21 protein-coding genes and 1 pseudogene are annotated in these 22,130 nt (G+C 56.2%); 10 read left to right on the forward strand and 12 right to left on the reverse strand.

From position 1 onward, the window contains the following. Window positions 1–73: 73 nt before the first annotated feature. Window positions 74–595 carry a lactoylglutathione lyase gene (gene gloA, locus RGU44_RS07160; protein WP_322216448.1) on the forward strand — a complete coding sequence of 174 codons (522 nt, stop codon included), beginning with the start codon at window positions 74–76 and terminating at the stop codon, window positions 593–595. A gap of 68 nt (window positions 596–663) precedes the next feature. Here the strand turns inward: gloA and ahpF are convergent, their stop codons facing one another. From ahpF to RGU44_RS07175, 3 genes are all read right to left on the reverse strand, one after another. Continuing rightward, window positions 664–2,226, reverse strand: coding sequence for an alkyl hydroperoxide reductase subunit F (ahpF, locus tag RGU44_RS07165; RefSeq protein WP_322179218.1), 1,563 nt, complete (start codon window positions 2,224–2,226; stop codon window positions 664–666). 126 nt (window positions 2,227–2,352) lie between these two features. After that, window positions 2,353–2,916, reverse strand: coding sequence for an alkyl hydroperoxide reductase subunit C (ahpC, locus tag RGU44_RS07170; protein WP_219059729.1), 564 nt, complete (start codon window positions 2,914–2,916; stop codon window positions 2,353–2,355). Window positions 2,917–3,017: 101 nt separating this feature from the next. After that, window positions 3,018–3,977, reverse strand: a complete 960-nt coding sequence (locus tag RGU44_RS07175) for a site-specific integrase (RefSeq protein WP_322216449.1) — start codon at window positions 3,975–3,977, stop codon at window positions 3,018–3,020. A 177-nt stretch (window positions 3,978–4,154) separates the two neighbouring features. Here RGU44_RS07175 and RGU44_RS07180 point away from each other — a divergent pair, with 177 nt between their 5' ends. After that, the gene (locus RGU44_RS07180; RefSeq protein ID WP_322179216.1) at window positions 4,155–5,168 is read left to right on the forward strand and encodes a DNA-binding protein; all 1,014 of its coding nucleotides are present in this window, start codon (window positions 4,155–4,157) and stop codon (window positions 5,166–5,168) included. A gap of 21 nt (window positions 5,169–5,189) precedes the next feature. On the opposite strand, the pseudogene RGU44_RS07185 reads toward RGU44_RS07180, so the two are convergent. The 3 genes and pseudogenes from RGU44_RS07185 to galU form a co-directional block, all read right to left on the reverse strand. Beyond that, a pseudogene (locus tag RGU44_RS07185) lies at window positions 5,190–6,458 on the reverse strand (ATP-binding protein); the annotation flags it as partial. 600 nt (window positions 6,459–7,058) lie between these two features. Beyond that, on the reverse strand, window positions 7,059–8,417 hold the full coding sequence (gene gorA / locus RGU44_RS07190) for a glutathione-disulfide reductase (protein WP_322179214.1): 1,359 nt from the start codon (window positions 8,415–8,417) through the stop codon (window positions 7,059–7,061). A 128-nt stretch (window positions 8,418–8,545) separates the two neighbouring features. Then, window positions 8,546–9,379 carry a UTP--glucose-1-phosphate uridylyltransferase GalU gene (gene galU / locus RGU44_RS07195; protein WP_219059733.1) on the reverse strand — a complete coding sequence of 278 codons (834 nt, stop codon included), beginning with the start codon at window positions 9,377–9,379 and terminating at the stop codon, window positions 8,546–8,548. A gap of 371 nt (window positions 9,380–9,750) precedes the next feature. Between galU and RGU44_RS07200 the strand changes: the two genes are divergently transcribed. Both RGU44_RS07200 and RGU44_RS07205 read left to right on the forward strand, forming a co-directional pair. Further along, entirely contained in the window at window positions 9,751–9,939 is a 189-nt protein-coding gene (locus tag RGU44_RS07200; RefSeq protein ID WP_322179213.1) for a hypothetical protein, read from the forward strand. A gap of 131 nt (window positions 9,940–10,070) precedes the next feature. After that, window positions 10,071–10,352, forward strand: coding sequence for a hypothetical protein (locus RGU44_RS07205; protein ID WP_322216451.1), 282 nt, complete (start codon window positions 10,071–10,073; stop codon window positions 10,350–10,352). A gap of 61 nt (window positions 10,353–10,413) precedes the next feature. Here RGU44_RS07205 and RGU44_RS07210 read toward each other — a convergent pair whose 3' ends face one another. Both RGU44_RS07210 and RGU44_RS07215 read right to left on the reverse strand, forming a co-directional pair. Then, entirely contained in the window at window positions 10,414–10,644 is a 231-nt protein-coding gene (locus RGU44_RS07210; RefSeq protein WP_322179211.1) for a hypothetical protein, read from the reverse strand. A 51-nt stretch (window positions 10,645–10,695) separates the two neighbouring features. Next, window positions 10,696–11,046 carry a hypothetical protein gene (locus tag RGU44_RS07215; protein ID WP_322179210.1) on the reverse strand — a complete coding sequence of 117 codons (351 nt, stop codon included), beginning with the start codon at window positions 11,044–11,046 and terminating at the stop codon, window positions 10,696–10,698. 166 nt (window positions 11,047–11,212) lie between these two features. On the opposite strand from RGU44_RS07215, the gene RGU44_RS07220 reads away from it, so the two are divergent. The 4 genes from RGU44_RS07220 (at window position 11,213) to nhaB (ending at window position 14,060) form a co-directional block, all read left to right on the forward strand. Further along, the gene (locus RGU44_RS07220) at window positions 11,213–11,518 is read left to right on the forward strand and encodes a DUF1883 domain-containing protein (RefSeq protein WP_322179209.1); all 306 of its coding nucleotides are present in this window, start codon (window positions 11,213–11,215) and stop codon (window positions 11,516–11,518) included. A 34-nt stretch (window positions 11,519–11,552) separates the two neighbouring features. After that, on the forward strand, window positions 11,553–11,732 hold the full coding sequence (locus RGU44_RS07225; RefSeq protein WP_322216453.1) for a hypothetical protein: 180 nt from the start codon (window positions 11,553–11,555) through the stop codon (window positions 11,730–11,732). 47 nt (window positions 11,733–11,779) lie between these two features. Continuing rightward, window positions 11,780–12,460 carry a DNA oxidative demethylase AlkB gene (alkB, locus tag RGU44_RS07230; protein WP_322179207.1) on the forward strand — a complete coding sequence of 227 codons (681 nt, stop codon included), beginning with the start codon at window positions 11,780–11,782 and terminating at the stop codon, window positions 12,458–12,460. 97 nt (window positions 12,461–12,557) lie between these two features. Continuing rightward, the gene (gene nhaB / locus RGU44_RS07235; protein WP_322216454.1) at window positions 12,558–14,060 is read left to right on the forward strand and encodes a sodium/proton antiporter NhaB; all 1,503 of its coding nucleotides are present in this window, start codon (window positions 12,558–12,560) and stop codon (window positions 14,058–14,060) included. On the opposite strand, the gene RGU44_RS07240 is transcribed toward nhaB, so the two are convergent. The 4 genes from RGU44_RS07240 to gnd are packed head-to-tail and all read right to left on the reverse strand — an operon-like array spanning window position 14,044 to window position 19,224. After that, window positions 14,044–15,867 (reverse strand): glycoside hydrolase family 15 protein, encoded by a 1,824-nt coding sequence (locus tag RGU44_RS07240; RefSeq protein ID WP_322216457.1) that lies wholly within the window; start codon window positions 15,865–15,867, stop codon window positions 14,044–14,046. The two genes, nhaB and RGU44_RS07240, sit on opposite strands and share 17 nt — an antisense overlap. A gap of 17 nt (window positions 15,868–15,884) precedes the next feature. Next, entirely contained in the window at window positions 15,885–16,703 is an 819-nt protein-coding gene (locus RGU44_RS07245) for an HAD family hydrolase (protein WP_322179204.1), read from the reverse strand. Continuing rightward, window positions 16,700–18,229, reverse strand: coding sequence for a glucose-6-phosphate dehydrogenase (zwf, locus tag RGU44_RS07250; RefSeq protein ID WP_322216459.1), 1,530 nt, complete (start codon window positions 18,227–18,229; stop codon window positions 16,700–16,702). The genes RGU44_RS07245 and zwf overlap by 4 nt, the downstream gene beginning before the upstream one ends. Then, window positions 18,229–19,224, reverse strand: coding sequence for a phosphogluconate dehydrogenase (NAD(+)-dependent, decarboxylating) (gene gnd / locus RGU44_RS07255; RefSeq protein WP_322217786.1), 996 nt, complete (start codon window positions 19,222–19,224; stop codon window positions 18,229–18,231). Before gnd ends, zwf begins: the two co-directional genes overlap by 1 nt. Window positions 19,225–19,514: 290 nt before the next feature. Between gnd and RGU44_RS07260 the strand changes: the two genes are divergently transcribed. Together RGU44_RS07260 and glgA are read left to right on the forward strand one after the other, a co-directional pair. Then, window positions 19,515–19,700 (forward strand): DUF6026 family protein, encoded by a 186-nt coding sequence (locus RGU44_RS07260; protein WP_322179201.1) that lies wholly within the window; start codon window positions 19,515–19,517, stop codon window positions 19,698–19,700. An 833-nt stretch (window positions 19,701–20,533) separates the two neighbouring features. Next, on the forward strand, window positions 20,534–22,120 hold the full coding sequence (gene glgA, locus RGU44_RS07265; RefSeq protein ID WP_322179200.1) for a glycogen synthase GlgA: 1,587 nt from the start codon (window positions 20,534–20,536) through the stop codon (window positions 22,118–22,120). Window positions 22,121–22,130 lie beyond the last annotated feature (10 nt).

A 22,130-nucleotide genomic window follows, 5' to 3' on the forward strand; every position in this document is an offset into this window, starting at 1 on the left:
CCGCCCGGGTTTGGCACCGACTGCCCTGCCCCGTATCATTTGGCGATTACAGATTTTTTAACGGGAGATACCCATGAGCTTGCACGAACTGAACACCTTTACCGGCGTCACCGCCACCCCGGATGTCGCGACACTGGGCTTTGTGTTCAACCACACCATGCTGCGGGTCAAGGACATTACGGCTTCCCTGGATTTCTACACTCGCGTATTAGGCTTCAGCCTGGTTGAAAAACGTGATTTCCCTGAAGCCGAATTCAGCCTGTATTTCCTTGCGCTGGTGGATAAAGCCCAGATCCCTGCAGGTGAAGCCGCTCGCAACCAGTGGATGAAATCCATTCCCGGGATTCTGGAGCTGACTCACAACCACGGTACCGAGAACGACACGGCCTTCACCTACCACAACGGCAACACCGACCCGCGCGGTTTTGGCCATATCTGCCTCTCCGTCCCGGATGTTCACGTGGCGTGCGAACGCTTCGAAAGCCTGGGCGTCCCGTTTCAGAAGCGCCTGGCCGATGGCCGCATGAACAGCCTGGCCTTCATCAAAGACCCGGATGGCTATTGGGTCGAAATCATTCAGCCGACGCCGCTCTGACCTCTAAGTACGATTGTTATCAAAAAGCCCCCTGCATGCAGGAGGCTCCTTAATCGCAAGCGCCTGAATCACTCCGGTGCAGAAGTACGGATCAAGTGATCGAACGCACTCAACGATGCTTTGGCACCTTCGCCCAGCGCGATGATGATCTGCTTGTAGGGCGCGGTGGTGACGTCACCGGCGGCGAAAATCCCGGGAATAGAGGTTTCGCCACGTGAATCAACAACGATCTCGCCGCGCGGTGACAACTCGAGGGTGCCTTTGAGCCAGTCAGTGTTAGGCAGCAAGCCGATCTGGACGAAGATCCCTTCTAGCTCGATGGTCAATGTTTCGCCGGATTGGCGATTTTTGTAGAGCAAGCCGTTGACCTTTTGGCCGTCGCCCGTCACTTCCGTGGTCTGCGCGCTGGTGATCACCGTGACGTTCGGCAGGCTGTTGAGCTTGCGCTGCAACACTGCGTCGGCGCGCAGCTGGACATCAAACTCCAGCAAGGTGACATGACTGACGACACCCGCCAGGTCGATAGCTGCTTCTACACCCGAGTTGCCACCACCAATCACGGCGACACGTTTACCCTTGAACAGCGGGCCATCGCAGTGTGGGCAGTACGCCACGCCACGGTTGCGGTATTGCTGCTCGCCGGGGACGTTCATTTCGCGCCACCTTGCGCCAGTCGCGAGAATAACGGTCCTGGATTTGAGCGAGGCGCCGCTGGCGAACTTCACTTCGTGCAACGCTCCGGCCTTGCCCGGAATCAGCTGATCCGCGCGCTGCAGGTTCATAATGTCGACGTCGTATTGCTTGACGTGCTCTTCCAGCGCAACGGCCAGTTTAGGGCCCTCGGTGTGCTGAACAGAGATGAAGTTCTCGATGGCCATGGTATCAAGCACCTGACCGCCAAAACGCTCAGCCGCAACACCGGTCCGAATACCTTTGCGTGCCGCGTAGACCGCAGCCGCCGCACCGGCAGGGCCACCACCGACTATCAGCACATCAAAGGCGTCTTTGGCATTGAGCTTTTCAGCTTGCCTATCACCTGCGCTTGTGTCGATCTTGGCCAGAATTTCCTCCAGCCCCATGCGACCCTGACCAAACAATTCACCGTTCAGGTAAACGCTCGGCACGGACATGATCTGCCGGTCAGTGACTTCAGCCTGGAACAATGCACCGTCGATGGCGACGTGACGGATGCCAGGGTTGAGTACGGCCATCAAGTTCAAGGCTTGAACGACGTCCGGGCAGTTCTGGCAAGACTGGGAAAAATAGGTTTCAAAATTGAATTCGCCCTTGAGCGAGCGAATCTGTTCGATAACGTCTGCGCTGGCTTTGGACGGATGGCCGCCAACTTGCAACAGCGCCAACACCAGCGAGGTGAATTCGTGGCCCATTGGGATGCCGGCAAAGCGCAGGCTGATATCGGCTCCCGGGCGGTTCAACGAGAACGACGGCGTGCGCGCATCAGTCCCGCTGTCGAGCAAGGTGATGTGCGGCGTCAGACTGACGACGTCTTTGAGCAGCGCGAGCATTTCTTCGGATTTCGCGCCGTCATCAAGGGATGCAACGATCTCGAACGGCAGGGTAACCCGCTCCAGGTATGACTTCAGCTGGGCTTTAAGAGTGGCGTCCAACATGAGGGCGATTTCCTTTTTTTGTACGCTAGAAAAAACAACGCCCAGGCGATGGTCGCCCGGGCGTTTTTGGGGGCGATGCGGATTACGTGCTTAAGAGCTCATGGCCCCCAGCCGATGCATGTCGACTTAGATCTTGCCGACCAGATCAAGAGACGGGGCCAGAGTGGCTTCGCCTTCTTTCCATTTGGCAGGGCAAACTTCGCCTGGGTGAGCAGCAACGTACTGAGCAGCTTTGACCTTGCGCAGCAGCTCGGAAGCATCACGGCCTACGCCACCATCGTTGAGTTCAACGATTTTGATCTGACCTTCAGGGTTGATCACGAAGGTGCCACGGTCAGCCAGACCTGCTTCTTCGATCAGCACATCAAAGTTACGCGAGATCACGTGAGTCGGGTCGCCGATCAATGGGAACTGGACTTTGCTGATCACCTCGGAAGTGTCATGCCAAGCTTTGTGAGCGAAATGGGTGTCAGTCGACACGCCGTAGATTTCAACGCCCAGTTTCTTGAACTCAGCATAGTTATCAGCCAGATCGCCCAGTTCGGTAGGGCAAACGAAGGTGAAGTCAGCTGGGTAGAAGAATACGACAGACCATTTGCCTTTCAGGTCGGCTTCAGAGACGTCGACGAATGCGTTGTTGGCGAACGCAGTGGCTTTGAATGGCTTGACTTGGCTGTTGATGATAGGCATCGATGAATCTCCTGGTGGTTGGAAAAATCTATGAGACGGATCTTACGCACAACCGGCTGCATGGGCTCATTGGCAAACCTCATGTCGCTGATTGGTTTTCACTATAAGAGATGTTTATTAATAGAAGAAATCACTGGAGCCTCTGCGCCGCCACTCATTGACATGAATGGCGTGGCTTCGATGTAGCGCAAAGCCGACTTCATGTCTTTCCAGCCGACATAGCTCATCAGCGACTTCAGGTCCCAACCGCTGCGGTGCGCCCACGTGGCAAAACCCCGGCGTAATGAGTGACTGGTGTACTGCTCGGCGGGAATGCCCGCACGCTCCAACGCCTGACGCAGCAACGGAATGATGCTGTTGGCGTGCAAGCCCTCTTCGCCCAGATTGCCCCAGCGATCAATGGCTCTGAATACCGGGCCGCGCACCAGAGCTGCGCAATTGATCCACTCGATGTAGGCCTGTACCGGGCATAAACGCTGAAGTGCCGGAGTCTGGTAGGTTTTGCCCAGATTGTCCCGATCACTTTTGCTGCGTGGCAGGTACAGACTGATCCCCGAGCCCGCGACGGCTTGAACATGTTCGATGTCCAGGCGACACAGTTCGTCGCTGCGAAAACCTCGCCAGAATCCCAGCAGGATCAGCGCCGCATCGCGACGACAACGCAAAAGCTCAGGCTGATTGTTATCGGCCAGCGCCTGTACGGCTTCTTGATCGAGCCACGCCACCACGTGTTCCAGCTGTTGCAGTTGCAGTGGCTCAGCCTGTTTCTCCTGAGCGGGATGCAGGGCGCGAATACCCTTGAACACCTTTCGTACGACGGGCGCTTTGGTCGGGTCTACAAATCCTTGGCTGTTGTGCCATTGCGCCAATGCAGACAAGCGCAACTTCAGCGTGTTGATCGACAGCACGCCGGCATACGCCACCAGGTAGCGCGCCACGCTGTCGCTGGTCGCGGGCAGAAACCCGCCCCACGTCACTTCGAAATGCTCGATGGCCGCCCGGTAGCTGCGCCGCGTGTTGTCACGGATCGCAGCTGATAAGTAGCGATCGAGATCATTCATGGTTGGAGATTCCGTTTGTGTACTGAAAAGCGCGGTTGAAACGCGTTTTTTGCGGATCGGATTGGATAATACCTTAATATCCCATGTGTATTTTTAGAAATACAGCAGCATAATTAACATTCATATAGTATGTAATTACAGTGTACATACCACAGTACGAAATCGTAGGAGTTCGACATGGCACGCGGCGGTGTAAACAAGGCAGTCGTTCAAATGGCACGCACCGCGCTGCTTGCCCGCGGCGAGCACCCGAGCATCGACGCAGTACGTATCGAAATGGGTAACACCGGCTCGAAGACGACCATTCACCGTTATTTGAAGGAATTGGACGAAACTGATGCCCGCAGCAATGCGCCACAGGCCGAGATCGGGGACGAGTTGACTGAGCTGGTGAGTCGACTGGCGCAGCGATTACAGGAACAGGCGCAAGCGCTTGTCGACCAGGCGCAAAACGCCTTTACAGCTAAACAGGATGAACTGCGACAGGAATTGATGGCAGCACAGCACCAGCTGAGCGAGCTACAAATCCAGTTCACCGCCCAAAGCGATGATCTTCGCGTACAAAACGCAGCGCTGGACGCCACTCGCCAGTTGCTGCATACCGAGCAAACAACTACCGCCCGCCTCTTTCAAGCCCATCAGGATCTTGAGCTTCGCGTGCAGGACAAGGAGGGACAAATACGGTCGCTGGAGGAAAAACACCTGCATGCGCGTGACGCTCTTGAGCACTATCGCAACTCAGTCAAGGAACAGCGTGAGCAGGAACAGCGTCGTCACGAGGGGCAGTTGCAACAGGTGCAGATGGAGCTGCGTCAGGCACAACAAAGCGCGATGATGCGCCAGGATGAGATCACCCAACTGAACCGTGACAATGAGCGCTTGCTGGCCGAAACCCGCAGCACCCTGCGCGAGCTGAGCGCGCGGCAAGAGCAATTGAATAAGGCGACGAACCAATCGGCACGTCTGAGCGAGCAGTACCAACACACGCACACCCAATGCGCATTACTGCAAGAACGCCTGAGTGCAGCACAGAGCGAAAGTGATCTGCTAAAACAGGTTCTGACCGAGCAACAACAGTCAAACCAAACACTTCAGCTCGAGTTGATCAAGGCTGAGTTAGCCCTGGAAAACCTGCGCACATCTCATTCAGCTATCAACGAAGTGTCCGAAACACCAACACCGCAACTGTAATCAACACTCAGGCCCTCGCGCTCAAGGTCGTGCGCGCTCGATCATTTTGCGCACTTTGAGTGCCAGCTCATCGATGCTGAATGGTTTGATCAACATATCCATGCCTTGATCAAGAAACCCCGCGCACATTTCAGCACTACTCGCATAACCCGTCATGAACAACACACTCAGATCAGGACGATGCTGTCGGGCAGTGTCTGCCAGTTGTTGCCCGTCAAGCCCTGGCAGCACGACATCACTGACCAGCAGATCAACACGCTCCTGGCCTTGCAACACAATGAGTGCGGCTTCACCGTCGCCAGCCTCAAGCGTCGCGTAACCTAGCTCACGCAATTCATCGATCACCAGCGTGCGCACTGCCACCTCGCCCTCGACCACCAGTACTCGCTCGCCCTTTAGCGCCCGCGGCGGGCTCGGGTTTTCGTGTTCGGCGATATGCCGCTCACCCCGCTCCAGATGGCAAGGCAAATACAAATGAATACGCGCACCCTGCCCCTCGGCGCTGTCGATGTGCACATGACCACCGGTTTGCTTGATGAACCCGTAAACCATGGACAACCCTAGCCCGGTGCCCTGCCCGATCGGCTTGGTGGTAAAAAAGGGATCGAAGGCACGACCGAGCACCTCGGCCGACATTCCGCTACCGCTGTCCTCAACGCTCAGCAGCACGTACTCACCGGGCGCCAGCGTGTCCTGCTGGATATCGATGCGCGCGACGGCTGTTCTGATCGTCAGCTGTCCACCGCCAGGCATCGCGTCGCGGGCATTGATCACCAGGTTCAACAAGGCGTTTTCCAACTGATGTTCGTCGGTATTGGCTTGCCACAAGCGAGCCTGAAGGTCAGTGCGCAATACGATACTTTCGCCAAGCGTGCGCCGCAGCAACTCCTCCATGGAGATCACCATCCGATTCACGTCCACCGCCTTCGGGTTCAGCGACTGACGCCGGGCAAACGCCAGTAGTCGGTGCGTCAACGAGGCCGCACGGTTGGCCGAGGTCATCGCCGCATCAATATAGCGACCGATTTCCCCTACGCGCCCGGCGGCGACGCGTCGCTGAATCAACTCAAGCGCGCCAAGTACGCCCGTCAGCATGTTGTTGAAGTCGTGGGCAATACCGCCAGTCAGTTGCCCGATAGCGTCCATTTTTTGTGCATGGCGCAACGCCTCTTCAGCGTTTTCACGCTCTCTCATTTCGACTTGAAGCAATTCGTTGATCCGAAGCATTTCCAGGGTGCGCTCTGCCACCCGCCGCTCCAGACCCTCATTGAGATCACGCAGCGCTTCCTGCTGATCGTACAAAGCCCGACGCAACTCCAACTGGCTGACCACCTGTCGTGCCAAGGCGACCAGAGCGGCAAGCTTCGACTCGGAAAGATGTCGAGGCTCTACATCGTAGACACAGAGCGTACCCAGCGGCAGCCCTTCAGCGGTGAGTAGCGCGGTCCCGGCATAAAAACGCAGGTTTGGGGCATTGGCGACCAGAGGGTTATCGGCGAAACGTGGATCCACTCGCAGATCGGCGACCATCATCACGCCGGGCTGACGAATCGTCTGAACGCAAATGGAATCTGCGAAGAGCACCTCCGGCAACGCCAGCCCGGCCTGAGCCTTTGGCCACTGGCGCCCGGCATCGATCAGATTGATCTGCGCCATCGGCACCTCGCACAGTTGGGCCGCGAGACAGGCAATATCGTCGAATGCCTGCTCTGGTAACGTGTCGAGGATGTTGAAGTGAGCAAGCGCAGCTAACCGCGCCTCCTCGCTCCAGGGCACAGCGCCCCAAAGGTTGTGGCTACTCAAGAAACTGACCCACGTCCTGAAAATTTCTTCTGCATGGCTCAATCCTCATCCTGCAGCTCGAGTGATGACTGGCGATATTTAACCAGCTTAGCTGGCGACGGGCGTACGCAACGTGACAAATTCCTCGGCTGCCGTCGGGTGTACACCAATGGTTTCATCGAATATCTGTTTGGTGGCGCCGGCTTTCAACGCGATGGCCAAGCCCTGGATGATTTCGCCGGCATCTGGCCCGACCATGTGGCAACCGAGCACCTTATCCGTTTTGACGTCGACCACCAGCTTCATCAGCGTGCGCTCCTGATTGTCGGTGAGCGACAGCTTCATTGGGCGGAAACGGCTTTCAAAAATCTGAACCTCGTGCCCTGCTTTCCTGGCATCTTCCTCGCTCAGGCCCACGGTACCAATGTTCGGCAGACTGAAAACCGCCGTTGGAATATGAGTGTAGTCAACCGGACGATACTGCTCAGGCTTAAACAGGCGCCGAGCAACCGCCATGCCTTCGGCCAGCGCGACTGGCGTCAGCTGCACCCCACCGATGACGTCGCCAATCGCCAGAATCGACGGTTCGCTGCTTTGATAGCGCTCGTCGACTTCGATATAGCCAGCCTTGTCGAGCTTGATCCGGGTATTTTCCAGCCCCAGATTATCCAGCATCGGCCGCCGCCCGGTGGCGTAAAACACGCAGTCGGCGGTCAATTGACGACCGTCCTTGAGCGACAACTGCAAACTACCGTCGTCTTGTTTGTCGATTCGCGCGATATCGGAATTGAATTGCAGATCAATGCCGCGCTTGGTCAGTTCTTGCTGCAGATGCGTCCGAACAGCACCATCGAAACCGCGCAGGAATAATTCGCCGCGATACAGCTGAGTGACCTCAGCGCCAAGACCGTTGAAGATCGACGCGAATTCCACAGCGATATAGCCACCGCCAACCACTACGATACGTTTGGGCAGTTGTTTGAGGAAAAAAGCCTCCTGGGAGGTAATCGCGAGTTCGCTTCCAGGGAATTCCGGGACCTGTGGCCAGCCGCCGGTCGCGATCAAAATGTGTTCGGCGCTGTAAATCTGACCGCCGATTTCAACCTGATGCGGATCGCGCAGCTTGGCGTGCCCCTCAAGCAGAGTCACGCCACTGTTAACCAGCAGGTTGCGATAGATGTCATTAAGGCGGTGGATTTCACGGTCTTTGTTGGCAATCAAGGTCGGCCAATCGAACCTGGCCTCACCGACCGACCAGCCAAAGCCTTTGGCTTGCTCAAAATCTTCAGAATAGTGAGCGCCGTAGACCAGCAATTTTTTCGGCACACAACCCACGTTGACACAGGTACCACCCAGGTATCGGCTTTCCGCAACCGCTACGCGCGCACCAAAACCGGCGGCAAAACGTGCCGCTCGTACACCGCCGGAACCGGCACCAATCACAAAAAGGTCGAAGTCGTAGGCCATTGCTGTCTCCTTAGCAGGCCAACAGCATAACCGCTTCGGCATTGTCGGTCAGCGCTGTTGGCCAGAAACGACAAAGCCACCCGAAGGTGGCTTTGTCCTATAAGCAAGCCTGAAAGAAACTCAGATGCTTAGCTGCCCTTCTTGTAGAAGTGCTCGAAGCAGAAGTTGGTCGCTTCGATGTAGCCTTCAGCGCCACCGCAGTCAAAACGCTTGCCCTTGAACTTGTAGGCCAGCACGTTGCCTTGCTCGGCCTGTTTCATCAGGGCGTCGGTGATCTGGATTTCACCGCCTTTGCCCGGCGGAGTCTCTTCGATCAATTTGAAGATGTCAGGGGTCAGGATATAGCGGCCGATAATCGCGAGATTGGACGGTGCGTCCTCAGGAGCCGGCTTTTCTACCATGTTAGTGACGCGGTAGAGACCGTCCTTGATTTCATCACCAGCGATCACACCATACTTGTTGGTTTCCTGTGGATCGACTTCCTGAATCGCAATGATCGAGCAGCCATAGTGCTTATGCAGCTTGACCATCTGAGCCAGAACGCCCTCACCTTCAAGGTTCACACACAGGTCATCGGCCAGTACGACAGCAAACGCTTCGTTGCCGATCAAAGGGCGACCACTGAGGATTGCGTGGCCCAGGCCTTTCATTTCGGTCTGGCGCGTGTAGGAGAAGCTGCATTCGTCGATCAGGCGACGAATACCGACCAGGTATTTTTCCTTGTCGGTACCCTTGATCTGGTTTTCCAGCTCATAGCTGATGTCAAAGTGGTCTTCCAGAGCTCGTTTGCCACGACCCGTGACGATGGAGATTTCATTCAGACCTGCATCAAGTGCTTCTTCCACGCCGTATTGGATCAGTGGCTTGTTGACCACCGGCAGCATTTCCTTGGGCATGGCTTTTGTCGCTGGCAGAAAGCGAGTGCCGTAACCGGCTGCTGGGAACAAGCATTTCTTGATCATATAAGTCCCTAATAAAAAAGGCTGTGGCTGTTTGCGGCGCAGTCTAATCAGGCGGCGACAACCTTACAATGCCCCGTCACTGGCCGTCCGCTGCTTTGGTAGAGGAATTTCAGCACATATAGTTCCGCAACATCGTAGATATTGCACGCTTCAAAGACTGTTGGTCCACGCTTCAAATCACATATATGATCGAAATCTGTCTGCCGGACGGCGCACATTCAATCACTTGAGCCAAGGCCCCTACACCTTGAACACGGTGCGCCGTGACTCGCTCAAGCGTAGTTGACCCCGCTTGGTTGTGCGGGAATAAAGTGCAGCGTGTGGACATGCGCTTTATCATGCACGGCCTGGAACATCCAAAGAGATTGATGATGTCGGAAGTGAAAAGCGTTAATGGATACCTGATCAACAAATTGCAGGACGGCCAATGGTGGGTGTCTGATGCCCTTGGCGAAGCTATTGCGGGTCCGTTCGCCTCGGAAAGCGCAGCCATCGAAGTCGCCGCAGTCCTGCAAGACCAACCCAAAGCCCCGCGCCGCCGCTCCAACCCTAAACCCTGATCGTCGATGGTCGCGATGCCGATGTGTGCGGGACGTAAATCTCGCATGATTCGCGTGCAACTATTACGCCATCAGTCGGTCGAAAAAATGGCAGACACTCCCCGATAGCGCTCATCACGAAGCATGAAACCATGAACAAACTTTTAGCAGTTATCGCTTTACTGGGGCTCACCGGCTGTGCGACCGCGTCTAATACCTACTTGAACAACGGCCAGCAGGGCCTGAGCATCGACTGCTCAGGAGAAGCCATGTCTTGGAGCAGTTGCTACGAGAAAGCGGACGCCTCCTGCGCAGGCACGGGCTACAACATTGTTGCGACTAATGGGACGGCGCAACCTAAAGAAAGCGACAAAACGCTAGGCGTCGAGGTAGGCAACTACAAAAGCCGCAACGTAATCGTGACCTGTAAGTAGCACTGACTTCACGTCCACCAGAAAATGCCCCGTCGACTGTTTTTTTGAACTGACAGGGCTTTTACAGGTGAATTTCCGCAAACTTGATACCCAGCCCGCGGATGGTTACCACCAACTCGTCCAACTGGTAGAAAGACTCGACTTCGTCGTCATCATCTACCAGAAAAAAGCTTGTGCCCGCGCTTGTCTTGAAAAATACGATCCACTCCCCCGCAGTGGCCGGATTCTGAATGATGTGAGTGGTCGAAATATTCCCTTCTGCATGCCGCAGCGTCACCAACTCTCGCTTCATACATCCCTCAAACAATCGAAACTCTCCACCCCGTCAGACCTGCTTCCGGCTTCAGCCGGAGATGCAATCTGTGGCGGCTTTCTGGACATCCATGGGCCGCAGCGGCATGTTCGCGATACGTTCGTAGACCTTGATTGAGCTGCCACTGGAACGGTTTTCGATCATCACCACTGCTGCGGGGTCCGAGCTGAATTTTTGCGCAATGATGACGCGCAAGCCATCATTGTTTGCCTCGATCAACGGCGGCTTGCGGCTATTGGCTAGCTTACCCACCAAGCAATCGGCATAGGCTTTCGGGCTCTTGCCGGAAATTACGCTCATGGTAGGTGGGGTATGCTCAATCTCTTCAAGAGTCGCGCAGCCGGTCATCGCGAGAGCCAAAAAAACTACTGCCAATTTCATACAATCCCTCCAGTTAGAATCCTACGACAAGCCTGAGAACGATTAGATCCGGGTTTAGGCACTTTTTATCGAGTATTAACGTAATAAAATGGGTATCGGCGATTAAATGCCTGCGCGCTCATGCTATCGTTTTGATTTTGCAGAAAAAGCCTTTTTCGGAGACACCATGAAATTTGTACACCAGCGCGAGCATCTCAACGAAGACGACATCGTCGTCATTGAGTGTTCCCAGCTCTGCAATATCCGCTTGATGAATGACGCGAATTTCCGCAGTTTCAAGAACGGCGGCCGCCACACTTACCACGGCGGTGCTTTCGACAGATTCCCGGCGAAGATTGTGGCACCCAGCACCGGTTTCTGGAACATCACCATTGATACCGCGGGGCGAAAAGTCGATACGGGCGGTGGCCGCAAGCCGTCGTTCACTCACACCATCAAGATTGTTCGTCGTTCGGCAACCCGGCTGAGCTGATAACGCTTGAATCGTGTCAGAAAAGGAATCCCTTGTGAGCACTCCCACCGCTACCACCAAATACGCTATCAGCTACAAACTCAACGGCGAACGCCGGTTTGAGTTTGCTCAGCTGCAATCAGCCTCCTCCGAGGAAGCTAAGGCGACTCTCGAAAAAATGCACAACGGCAGCGACGATAAAGTGACCGACGTCAAAGTCAGTAAGGCGATCTGAGTCGCGCTTGAGCGACGGGCACACAGACGAATCAGCAGAGACTTCCCATGATTCGACGTGAGCGTTCGGTGCCTGCCACCCTTGACTTGTTCGCCGATGACACTCTGCCGGCGCCCTGCATTGAACACATCGGCCCGCGCTCGTTTGTCCTCAGGGGATTCGCTCTGTCGCGGGGCGAACACCTATTGCCTGCGCTGGAGCGTGTTCTCAGCGAGGCCCCTTTCAGGCATATGGTCACCCCTGGTGGTTTCACTATGTCGGCGGCCTTGAGCAATTGCGGCAGTCTCGGCTGGGTCACTGACCGCAGCGGCTACCGCTATACCCCAATCGATCCAGGCTCCGGCAACCCATGGCCAGGCTTGCCTGATGTGTTCATGCAACTGGCCCAGGCGGCGGCGAGCAAGACCGGATTTGCAGGCTTCGTGCCCGATGTCTGCCTGATCAACCGCTATGCACCTGGGGCAAAAATGTCCTTGCATCAGGACAAAAACGAACTCGACTATGAGTGGCCGGTCGTCTCGGTGTCCTTGGGCATCCCGGCCATGTTCTTGTTTGGCGGCATGGCGCGTAGCGACAAAGCCCAACGCGTCCCGCTGTTTCATGGCGACGTGGTGGTGTGGGGCGGAGAAGACCGACTGCGCTACCATGGCGTCTTGCCACTCAAACACGCTGAGCATCCGCTGCTGGGTGAACAGCGTATCAACTTTACCTTTCGCAAGGCCGGGTAAAGCGCGCCGCCCCCGAAAGACTGTAACTAAACCCCGCGCTTGATCTTGACCATCGCATACGGCACTTTGCCGGCACGTCTTACCTCAAGGACTTTCCATGCTCCGCTCTTTGGCCAGCGCCTTCGCGCACAATTTTCTCGGACATTCACCGCGCTGGTACAAGCTTTGTCTGCTGCTGTTTTTGGTCGTCAACCCACTGTTACTGTGGGTGGCTGGCCCGGTTGCAGCAGGATGGCTTCTGGTGGGTGAGTTTATTTTCACCTTGGCGATGGCGCTCAAGTGTTACCCGCTGCTGCCCGGCGGGTTATTGATGATCGAAGCCTTGCTGATGAAGATGACCAGCCCGCAGGCACTGTATGACGAACTGCTGCACAATTTCCCGGTGATCCTGCTGTTGATGTTCATGGTCGCAGGCATCTACTTCATGAAAGACCTGTTGTTGTTCCTATTTTCCCGTCTCTTGCTCGGTGTGCGCTCGAAAAGCATCCTCGCGTTGATGTTTTGCTTCTTGTCAGCGTTTCTCTCGGCATTTCTGGATGCGCTGACCGTGACGGCAGTCATCATCAGCGCTGGGGTTGGCTTCTATTCGGTCTATCACCGGGTCGCCTCGGGCAACAATCCACGCGAACCGATTGCATTCAACGATGATCAGAGCCTGCACACCGATCACCATGCCGACTTGGACCAATTCCGCTCGTTCCTGCGCAGTTTGTTAATGCACGGCGCAGTCGGTACGGCACTCGGCGGTGTCTGCACCCTGGTTGGCGAGCCACAGAATCTATTGATCGGGCATGAAATGGGCTGGAATTTCAGCCAGTTTTTCCTGTATGTCGCACCTGTTTCACTGCCAGTGTTGGTGGCCGGACTCGTGACCTGTGTGTTGCTGGAAAAACTGGGCTGGTTCGGCTACGGCGCCTTGTTGCCCGTCAGCGTGCGCAAGGTGCTGGCTGACTACGCAGCTCAAGATAATGCCGAACGAACCAACGACCAACGCGCAGCCTTGATCGTGCAGGGGCTGTCAGCGCTGATTCTGATTGGCGGGCTGGCGTTCCATATCGCCGAAGTGGGACTGATCGGCCTGCTGGTAATTGTGCTGATCACTGCGTTTACCGGGATCACCGAAGACAGCCGCATCGGCGAGGCATTCAAGGATGCAATGCCCTTCACTGCCCTGCTCGTCACGTTCTTTGCTGTCGTCGCGATGATTCACGATCAGCAACTGTTCACGCCGCTGATCCACTGGGTGCTGAGCCTGCCGCCCGAGCAACAGCCAGGCATGCTATTCATTGCCAATGGCCTGCTGTCGGCTATCAGCGATAACGTGTTCGTTGCCACCATTTACATCACCGAAGTGAAGCAGGCGTTTATTTCCGGGCACATGAGCCGTGAACACTTCGAGGCACTGGCTATTGCAATCAACACCGGGACCAACCTGCCCAGCGTTGCCACACCGAATGGTCAGGCAGCGTTTTTGTTTCTGCTGACTTCGGCGATTGCCCCCCTGATACGCCTGTCCTACGGGCGCATGGTCTGGATGGCCCTGCCCTACACCGTGGTCATGGGCCTTTTGGGTTGGTACGCGGTCAGCTATTGGTTGTAGCAGCACAACCGCTGGCTCGTGCCTTGGCCGGGCACGCCGTGCGGTGCAGGTTCAGCGCCGTGTTGATAATGCCGATGTGACTGAACGCCTGAGGGAAGTTGCCGAGCATGCGCTTCCCCAAGACGTCATATTGCTCAGCCAGCAACCCAACGTCATTGCACAAGCCGCACAATCGATCAAACAACGCGCGGGCCTCAGCATGACGGCCCAGCAGCACATATACATCGGCAAGCCAGAACGAACACACCAGGAAGGTCCCCTCGCTACCGGAGACCCCATCCTGCGTCCGATCACTGTCGTAGCGCAGCAGCAGCCCCTCTTGCATCAGGGCCTTTTCTATCGCGGCAACGGTGCCGATTACCCGAGGGTCATTTGCCGGCAAAAATCCGGTCAAGGCGATCTGCAACAGGCTGGCATCCAGCGCTGTCGAACCATAGGTCTGTACAAAACTGCCCAGTTGCGGATCGAAGCCATTGAGGCACACGTCCGCATGAATTTCATCGGCAACCGCACGGCAATGGCGCGCCAATGCGTGGTCCTCTTCGGTTTCAGCCACTTGGGCAGCGAAGTGCGCGTTGCGGTCGAAGGCAACCCAGGCCATGACCTTGGAATGGGTGAAGTGCCTTGGCTCAGAACGAATTTCCCATATGCCCTTGTCAGGCAGGTGCCAGACATTTTCCAGAAACGGCATGATCACCTTGATGATGGCCGTGCTTCGTGGCGGCCTTGGCAAACCACCTTTACTGGCCTGAGTCATGGCATCGGCGACCTCGCCATACACATCCAGTTGCATTTGCGTCGCCGCAGCGTTGCCGATTCGCACCGGACGTGAGTTTTCGTAGCCTCCGAGCCAAGGCAGCTCGTATTCCGGCAGACGCCGTTCGCCGCCCAGGCCGTACATAATCTGTATCTGTTCCGGATTGCCGGCCACGGAGCGCAACAGCCATTCCCGCCATGCGCTGGCCTCTTCGTAATAACCCAGGTTCATGAATGCCAGGAGGGTCATTGTTGCGTCTCGCAGCCAGCAATAACGGTAATCCCAATTCCGTTCTCCGCCCAACTGCTCTGGCAGTGACGTTGTCACCGCCGCGACGATGCCGCCGGTAGGCTCATACGTGAGTGCTTTGAGGGTGATCAGCGAACGCTTGACCTGAGCTGACCACTGGCCGACCTCCGGGCATCGATCAGAAAACTTCCGCCAGAATTGCTCAGTTGTTTTCAGCGCTTTTTCGCCGTCGATAACGGTATGGACTGGATGATTCGACGCTTGATGACTGAGGACGAACACCTTGCGCTGTCCAGCCTCGACCAGAAAGTCGCTGCCAGTGCGGTGATCCAGCGCATGCAATGCTGTCGGCGTGCGCAGCACCAACATTTCAGGCCCGGCAACAGCCGTCAGGGTATGCGGATCGCGCATTTCAACCCACGGCACACTGCTGCCGTAATCAAAACGTATGGACAGGTCCAGCTCGAACCCCACGCACCCTTCCAGTCCCACCACGATGCGTACCACGCTGCTGGCGGTTTCCGTGGGCATGAAGTCGATCAGCATGGCGCGCCCGGTGTCGGTCTCGAACAAGGTTTCGAGAATCAACGTACCCTCGCGGTAGTGCCTTTCGGTGTGCTTGATCGGATCTTTCGGGCTGATTTTCCAGCGGCCGTTATCGCTATCACCCAGCAAAGCGGCGAAACAGGCTGGCGCATCGAATCGAGGGAAGCACAGCCAGTCCAGCGAACCGTCCTTTGTGACTAGCGCAGCAGTCCTGCAATTGCCGAGCAATGCATAGTCTTCAATCAGTGCGGCCATAGTAGGTATCCAAAAATTCAGGCTGGCAGAATGTAGCGTTTGATTGCCGTCGCCACGCCGTCCTCCAGGTTGCTGCCGGTGACGTAGTCAGCTTGGCTGCGCACGCTTTCCTCGCCCTGGCCCATGGCAATCGACAGTCCCGCCTTATGAAACATCGCGACATCGTTGCCCCCGTCTCCGATGGCGGCCGTGTGTGCCAGCGATACACCCACATACTCAGCCAATGTCACCAGCGCCGCGCCTTTGTTCGCCGCCACGGCGTTGACATCCAGGTAATACACTTGTGAGCGCGAGGCCAGCGCGAGCCCGGCGATGTGTGGATTCACTTGTGCTTCGAGACGTTTGAGTAACGCGTGATCGGCACTGGCGGCGACGATTTTGTCTATCCGGTCCAGGTAGGGTTCGAAACTGGGCACGAGGATTGGGTCGTAGCCCAGCGTACGACGTTCGTGATCAACGTAAGCGCCATTCGGATCGAGCAATAACCACTCATCGTCGGCGAATACCCAAACTGCACACGCGTGATCGGCAAACATTGCCAGGCTGGCGATAGCTGCCGCCTGCGGAATGCGGTGGGCCGACATCACACGGCCATCGGGGTGGGTAATCAAACCTCCGTTGAACGCCACGGTCGGCAGATCGATACCCAATGCTTCAACCTGCTGACGCATCGCCCTGGGCGGACGGCTGCTGGCCAGGGTGAACTGGATACCAGCCGCTCGTAATTGCCCGATGGCCTCGATATTTGCCGGGCTCAAACTGTGATCGGGGCGCAACAAGGTGCCGTCGATATCGCACAACACAAACTGGATGAGGGGTCGTCGTTGACTGTTCATCCGATGCTGTGCCATTCACGTCCGTCGCGGGTCAACAAGTCATCGGCACCAGAGGGCCCATCCTCACCGGCCTTGTACAGCTCGACGTTGCTGTTTTTGCTCCATGCATCCAGAAACGGCTGCACCGCACGCCAGCCATTTTCAATGTTGTCGGCGCGCTGGAACAAGGTTTGATCCCCCGCAAGGCAATCAAAGATCAGCGTTTCATAACCTGTGGAGGGCAGCATTTCGAAGAAATCCTTGTAGGCAAAGCCAAGCCGGATGCTTTCCAGTTCTAGCGTCGGACCCGGGCGTTTCGCCAGTAAATCGAAACCCATGCCTTCGTTAGGCTGAATCTGGATTTTCAGATAATTGGGTTTGAGCCTTTCGATGTCGGTGTCGCGAAATTGTGCGTAAGGCGCCGGCTTGAAGCAGATGGCTATTTCGGTGTCGCGGACGCTCATGCGTTTGCCTGTACGCAGATAGAATGGCACGCCAACCCAGCGCCAATTGTCGATCATGACTTTTAAGGCAACAAAGGTTTCCGTAGTGCTGTCAGCTGCCACGTTGGGCTCTTCCCGGTAGCCAGCAATGCTTTTGTCGCCGATCGTGCTTTCGGTGTACTGACCGCGCACCGAGTTAGCCAATGCCTCCTCCTCGGACCATGGGCGAATCGCACCGATGACCTTGGCCTTTTCCCCACGCACCGCGTCAGCACCAAAGGCGGCCGGTGGCTCCATGGCGATCATCGCCAACAGTTGGAACAAGTGATTGGGCACCATGTCCCGCAGCGCCCCGGTATGTTCGTAAAAACTGCCCCGGGTTTCCACGCCTACGGTTTCCGCAGCGGTGATCTGTACGTGGTCGATGTAGTGGTTATTCCAGAAGGCTTCGAATAAGCCGTTGGAGAAACGGCTGACCAGAATGTTCTGCACCGTTTCCTTGCCAAGGTAGTGATCGATTCGATAAATCTGTTTTTCCGTCATGACCTTGAGCAGGCAGGCGTTCAGGGATTCAGCGCTACGCAGATCGGAGCCAAATGGCTTTTCAATCACCACACGCCTGAAATAACCATCGGGCTCCTCCAGCAACCCGGACGAGCCCAGGCGCTTGGCGACTTCGCTGAAAAAACGGGGTGCCGTGGCCAGGTAGAACACCGCATTCCCTGTGTTAGTGTCTTTGATCTTCTCGGCCATATCGCTATAGGTGGAGTCGTCGAGGAAGTCTCCCTGCACGTAGCTGATCCGCGAGGCGAGTTGACGCCACAGTTCCGGGTCCAGTGGCTCAGCCCCACCCTCGGCGACCTTGCCCGATGCTTCCTGGCGGATAAAGTCTTCGAGTTTTTTGGCGAAGTCGATGTCACTGATTGCGTTGTGGTCCACGCCGACGATGTGAATGCCACTGCCCAGCAACCCGTCCCGGCTCAAATTGTAGAGCGCGGGCATCAATAAACGCTTGACAAGATCACCGTGAGCGCCCAACAGAAACAAGGTCGTAGGTGGTGCAACCTCAGGCTTTTGTTTTGACTTGGAGTGCAGCAGCCCCATTATTTTGGTCCTTCTTTATGTCCGCCAAAACCAAAGCGCATGGCAGAAAGCAGTTTGTCACCATAGGTACTCTGCTGGCGTGAGCGGAAACGTGCAAACAGCGCGCCGGACAATACGGGCACAGGCACCGACTGCTCCATGGCCGCATCAATGGTCCAGCGTCCTTCGCCGCTATCAGCCACTGAACCGGAATAGGCCTCGAGTTGCGGATCGCTAACCAGCGCATCGGCGGTCAGGTCCAGCAACCAGGAGGATACAACGCTGCCGCGGCGCCAGACTTCGGCGATATCAGCCACATTCAGATCAAAGCGCTGTTCAGGCGCAAGGTTGTCGGAGCCTTTCGTTTTGAGAATGTCAAAACCTTCGGCAAACGCCTGCATCATCCCGTACTCGATGCCATTGTGAATCATCTTCACAAAATGCCCGGAGCCTGCGGGGCCGGCGTGAATGTAGCCACGTTCAGCCCGATCATCGGGAGCGTCGCGGCCTTTGGTCCGCGCCACCGAGCCATAGCCAGGGGCGAGGCTGTCGAATAATGGATCGAGACGTTGGACCACCGCACTGTCGCCGCCGATCATCATGCAGTAACCACGATCGAGGCCCCAGACGCCGCCGGACGTACCCACGTCGATATAGTGCAAATGCTTTTGCGTGAGGGCCTGGGCCCGGCGAATATCGTCTTTATAGAACGTGTTACCGCCATCAATAATCACATCACCCGCTTCGAGCAGTTGGCTGAGGACGTCGATGGTCTCTTCCGTCGGCTCGCCGGCTGGCAGCATGACCCACACTGCGCGCGGTTTCTCCAGAGCGGCCACCAGCGCGGCAATATCTGCAACAGCGGTAGCGCCTTCTTTGGCAAGGGTGGTGCGGGAGGCTTCATCCCAGTCGTAAACCACGGTTGAATGGCCCTTGAGCATCAACCGTCTAGCAATATTGCCGCCCATGCGGCCCAGTCCAATAATTCCAAGTTGCATGTGGTGGTGCTCCTTAATGCAAAGAAAAGGGAATGCCTCACCTGATAACCCGGCAGTACATAAAAGGTTAGTCCAGAGGGCTCGGACATAGTTCGCAACAGGCTGGGGTGTCGGGATGAGCCTGCCTGATAACGCGCGCTTCCGCGATCAGGAAACACTCATGACAATAAAAAATAAAAAAGTTCCATTCTTGCGAAAAAGAAATCAGAATCGGCAGCGAGAGTGGTTGGCAAAGGTGGCTAAGGCTTGGATGATTACCGCCCCCCTCCCGCTAACGTTGTTGAAACACACCATTTGCGAGGTGAGCAATGGGTACATTACTAGCAGCACGTCCACCCCAGACCCTGTATGTCAGCATCCGTCGTGATGAGCTCAAGCAGCTGAAAGATGAACGCGATCAACTGCAGAATAAAGTCGCCCATTTGATCTTGCTGCTGCAAGAGTCTCAGCCTCTGCTGGCTGGACCCACTCACGGTCTGCAAGCCTGCAAATGACATCACTTTGCAGGCTCGCCGTAAGCCACGCACCACCCGATTGAAGCGCTGGTTTGATACTCACCTGGCAGGTCAGAGCTTCGATGAGTTGTACGGCACTAAAAGCCTGGTCAGTTTCGATTTCAAAGAGCGCCCTCGGCTCATCGGCGCCCCCTAAAAGGCTTGAACGATTTCAGCCTGATGCGGGGCAATCCCCCTGCGTCGATCGTACCTAAAGTGGTCCAGCAGTAATACTGTCCAAAGGCCTGCCAATCCGGCAGGCAATTCTATATTCCCCATACACGCTCATTTCCTTGCCGGCTCGACCTGAGTCACGAGCGAAATAATCTTCCGCGCTCAAAAAACAAACCATATCCGCCCCAATAAGCACCCACGGCGCACCGAGAAATGGCGCAGGCACTTCTATTTTCCTGGGTTAAATGTCCTTGAAATCGAGTGATTTTGTCTGGAAACCGAACCGCGTGGATAGATTGTCGAACAATCAGACGGACGGTATGGCGTCGATTTTGTACGTTTGCGTGCCCCATAAAAGCGCGATTCGACGGTTAAATGCGTTGTTATCTGCCACTTTGAGTGGTTAATCAAATGCCGCTGATCCGCAATCCAGACACCTGCGTAAAAAAAAGTCGAAACTTTGCCCTCTGCCATGGGGTCATCATTAAAGAGAGCCTAAGCTATTGGCGTAACCCGAGTTTGGGCATTACCACCCGTCCTACTACCACGCAACCGGTAAATAGGTACCGATCTTGCGTAGTGCTTGTGTGCCCGGCCATAGGACATGGCCCATAACAACTCAAGTGCTGCACCAACACTGAATTGAATGGGAGAAAAAGATGATTAGCGCCGCTGCCAAAACCCAGAAGGGAGAGAGTTTTAACCAGCCGGCCAGCGAGCTGACCCATCTGCCGGTCTTCGCTTCGACTAGCGTTCCACTGCTGCAACTGCCGACTTCACAGCCAAGTATTACCCTGACCCACAGAAGAAAAGTTCTGTTCGTGACCTCAGAGTTGGCTGATCTGGTGAAAACCGGAGGTTTGGGCGATGTGTCTGCCGCACTGCCGCGAGCCATGCGCCACCTGCACGATGTACGCGTGCTGATTCCCGGCTACCCGCAAGTGCTCAACAGTGGTAACCCGATCCATGTCATCAGCGAGCTGGGCGGTCATGCAGCCCTGCCACCGTGCAAGATCGGGCGCATGGACATGAAAGACGGTCTGGTCATTTATGTGCTGATCTGCCCCGAACTGTACGAACGTGAAGGCACGCCATACGGTGATAACAACGGCCGTGACTGGCCTGACAACCATATCCGCTTTGCCCGCCTCGGCCTGGCCGCAGCCGACTTCGCCGCCGGCGCGGTAAAAACCCAGTGGTGCCCGGAACTGGTGCATGCCCACGATTGGCCTGCCGGATTGGCGCCGGCGTATATGCGCTGGCGGGGTCAGGCCACACCGAGCATCTTCACCATCCACAACCTGGCGTATCAAGGCACGGTCAGCACCGGCTCCAGCCGCGAACTGGGTATTCCTGACCAGGCGTTGGGCGCCGACGGCATGGAGTTCTACGGCAAGCTCTCATTCATCAAGGCAGGCATGGCTTATGCCAGCCACATTACCACCGTGAGTGCGACTTACGCCAAGGAAATCACCACGCCGGCCTTTGGCTGTGGTCTGGAAGGCTTTCTGCAAAGCAAGGCCAGGCAAGGACTGCTCAGCGGGATTCCAAATGGCATCGACGCCAGTTGGGATTCGGAAACCGATGAACACTTGATTTGCCGGTTTGCCCCAAACGAATGGCAGCGCAAGGAAATCAACGCCGACCATGTACGTGAGTTGTTCGAGCTTGAGCCTTCCACGGGTCCTTTGTTCGCTGTGGTATCGCGCCTGGTCTTCCAGAAAGGCCTGGACCTGACCATCGGTGTTGCCGAGCATATCGTCAATCAAGGCGGGCAAATTGCGATCATCGGTCGCGGCGAACCGGAGGAAGAGGACGCCATGCGCGCACTGGCCCTGCGTTTCCCGGGCCAGATCGGGGTGCGCATCGGGTTCAACGAAACGGATGCCCGACGCATGTTTGCCGGCAGCGATTTCTTGCTGATGCCTTCGCGTTATGAGCCTTGTGGCTTGAGCCAGATGTACGCCCAGCGTTTTGGCTCCTTGCCGGTGGCCCGTAAAACAGGGGGGTTGGCCGACACCATTGAAGATGGCGTGACTGGTTTTCTGTTCGAAGAATCGACTGTGGAAAGCTACGCCGAAGCGCTGACGCGGGCGATCAAGGTCTTCGCCAATCCTGAGCTGCTCAATGCCATGCGTTGCCGCGCCATGGCCGCTCCGTTCAATTGGCATAAGGCCGTGGAGCCTTACGCCGATCTGTACCAAGACCTGCTGAAAAAAAATGTAGGTGCTTCTGTTCACTATTAAAGGGGTTAAC

The organism is Pseudomonas sp. 5C2 (assembly GCF_034314155.1).
In the GTDB taxonomy this organism is placed as follows: Bacteria; Pseudomonadota; Gammaproteobacteria; order Pseudomonadales; family Pseudomonadaceae; genus Aquipseudomonas.

What these genes read in the sequence shown, in the direction of transcription:
- gloA (WP_322216448.1), top strand. Translation starts at nt 74, where the DNA reads ATGAGCTTGCACGAACTGAACACCTTTACCGGCGTCACCGCCACCCCG.
- ahpF (WP_322179218.1), bottom strand. Translation starts at nt 2,226, where the DNA reads ATGTTGGACGCCACTCTTAAAGCCCAGCTGAAGTCATACCTGGAGCGG.
- ahpC (WP_219059729.1), bottom strand. Translation starts at nt 2,916, where the DNA reads ATGCCTATCATCAACAGCCAAGTCAAGCCATTCAAAGCCACTGCGTTC.
- RGU44_RS07175 (WP_322216449.1), bottom strand. Translation starts at nt 3,977, where the DNA reads ATGAATGATCTCGATCGCTACTTATCAGCTGCGATCCGTGACAACACG.
- RGU44_RS07180 (WP_322179216.1), top strand. Translation starts at nt 4,155, where the DNA reads ATGGCACGCGGCGGTGTAAACAAGGCAGTCGTTCAAATGGCACGCACC.
- gorA (WP_322179214.1), bottom strand. Translation starts at nt 8,417, where the DNA reads ATGGCCTACGACTTCGACCTTTTTGTGATTGGTGCCGGTTCCGGCGGT.
- galU (WP_219059733.1), bottom strand. Translation starts at nt 9,379, where the DNA reads ATGATCAAGAAATGCTTGTTCCCAGCAGCCGGTTACGGCACTCGCTTT.
- RGU44_RS07200 (WP_322179213.1), top strand. Translation starts at nt 9,751, where the DNA reads ATGTCGGAAGTGAAAAGCGTTAATGGATACCTGATCAACAAATTGCAG.
- RGU44_RS07205 (WP_322216451.1), top strand. Translation starts at nt 10,071, where the DNA reads ATGAACAAACTTTTAGCAGTTATCGCTTTACTGGGGCTCACCGGCTGT.
- RGU44_RS07210 (WP_322179211.1), bottom strand. Translation starts at nt 10,644, where the DNA reads ATGAAGCGAGAGTTGGTGACGCTGCGGCATGCAGAAGGGAATATTTCG.
- RGU44_RS07215 (WP_322179210.1), bottom strand. Translation starts at nt 11,046, where the DNA reads ATGAAATTGGCAGTAGTTTTTTTGGCTCTCGCGATGACCGGCTGCGCG.
- RGU44_RS07220 (WP_322179209.1), top strand. Translation starts at nt 11,213, where the DNA reads ATGAAATTTGTACACCAGCGCGAGCATCTCAACGAAGACGACATCGTC.
- alkB (WP_322179207.1), top strand. Translation starts at nt 11,780, where the DNA reads ATGATTCGACGTGAGCGTTCGGTGCCTGCCACCCTTGACTTGTTCGCC.
- nhaB (WP_322216454.1), top strand. Translation starts at nt 12,558, where the DNA reads ATGCTCCGCTCTTTGGCCAGCGCCTTCGCGCACAATTTTCTCGGACAT.
- RGU44_RS07240 (WP_322216457.1), bottom strand. Translation starts at nt 15,867, where the DNA reads ATGGCCGCACTGATTGAAGACTATGCATTGCTCGGCAATTGCAGGACT.
- RGU44_RS07245 (WP_322179204.1), bottom strand. Translation starts at nt 16,703, where the DNA reads ATGAACAGTCAACGACGACCCCTCATCCAGTTTGTGTTGTGCGATATC.
- zwf (WP_322216459.1), bottom strand. Translation starts at nt 18,229, where the DNA reads ATGGGGCTGCTGCACTCCAAGTCAAAACAAAAGCCTGAGGTTGCACCA.
- RGU44_RS07260 (WP_322179201.1), top strand. Translation starts at nt 19,515, where the DNA reads ATGGGTACATTACTAGCAGCACGTCCACCCCAGACCCTGTATGTCAGC.
- glgA (WP_322179200.1), top strand. Translation starts at nt 20,534, where the DNA reads ATGATTAGCGCCGCTGCCAAAACCCAGAAGGGAGAGAGTTTTAACCAG.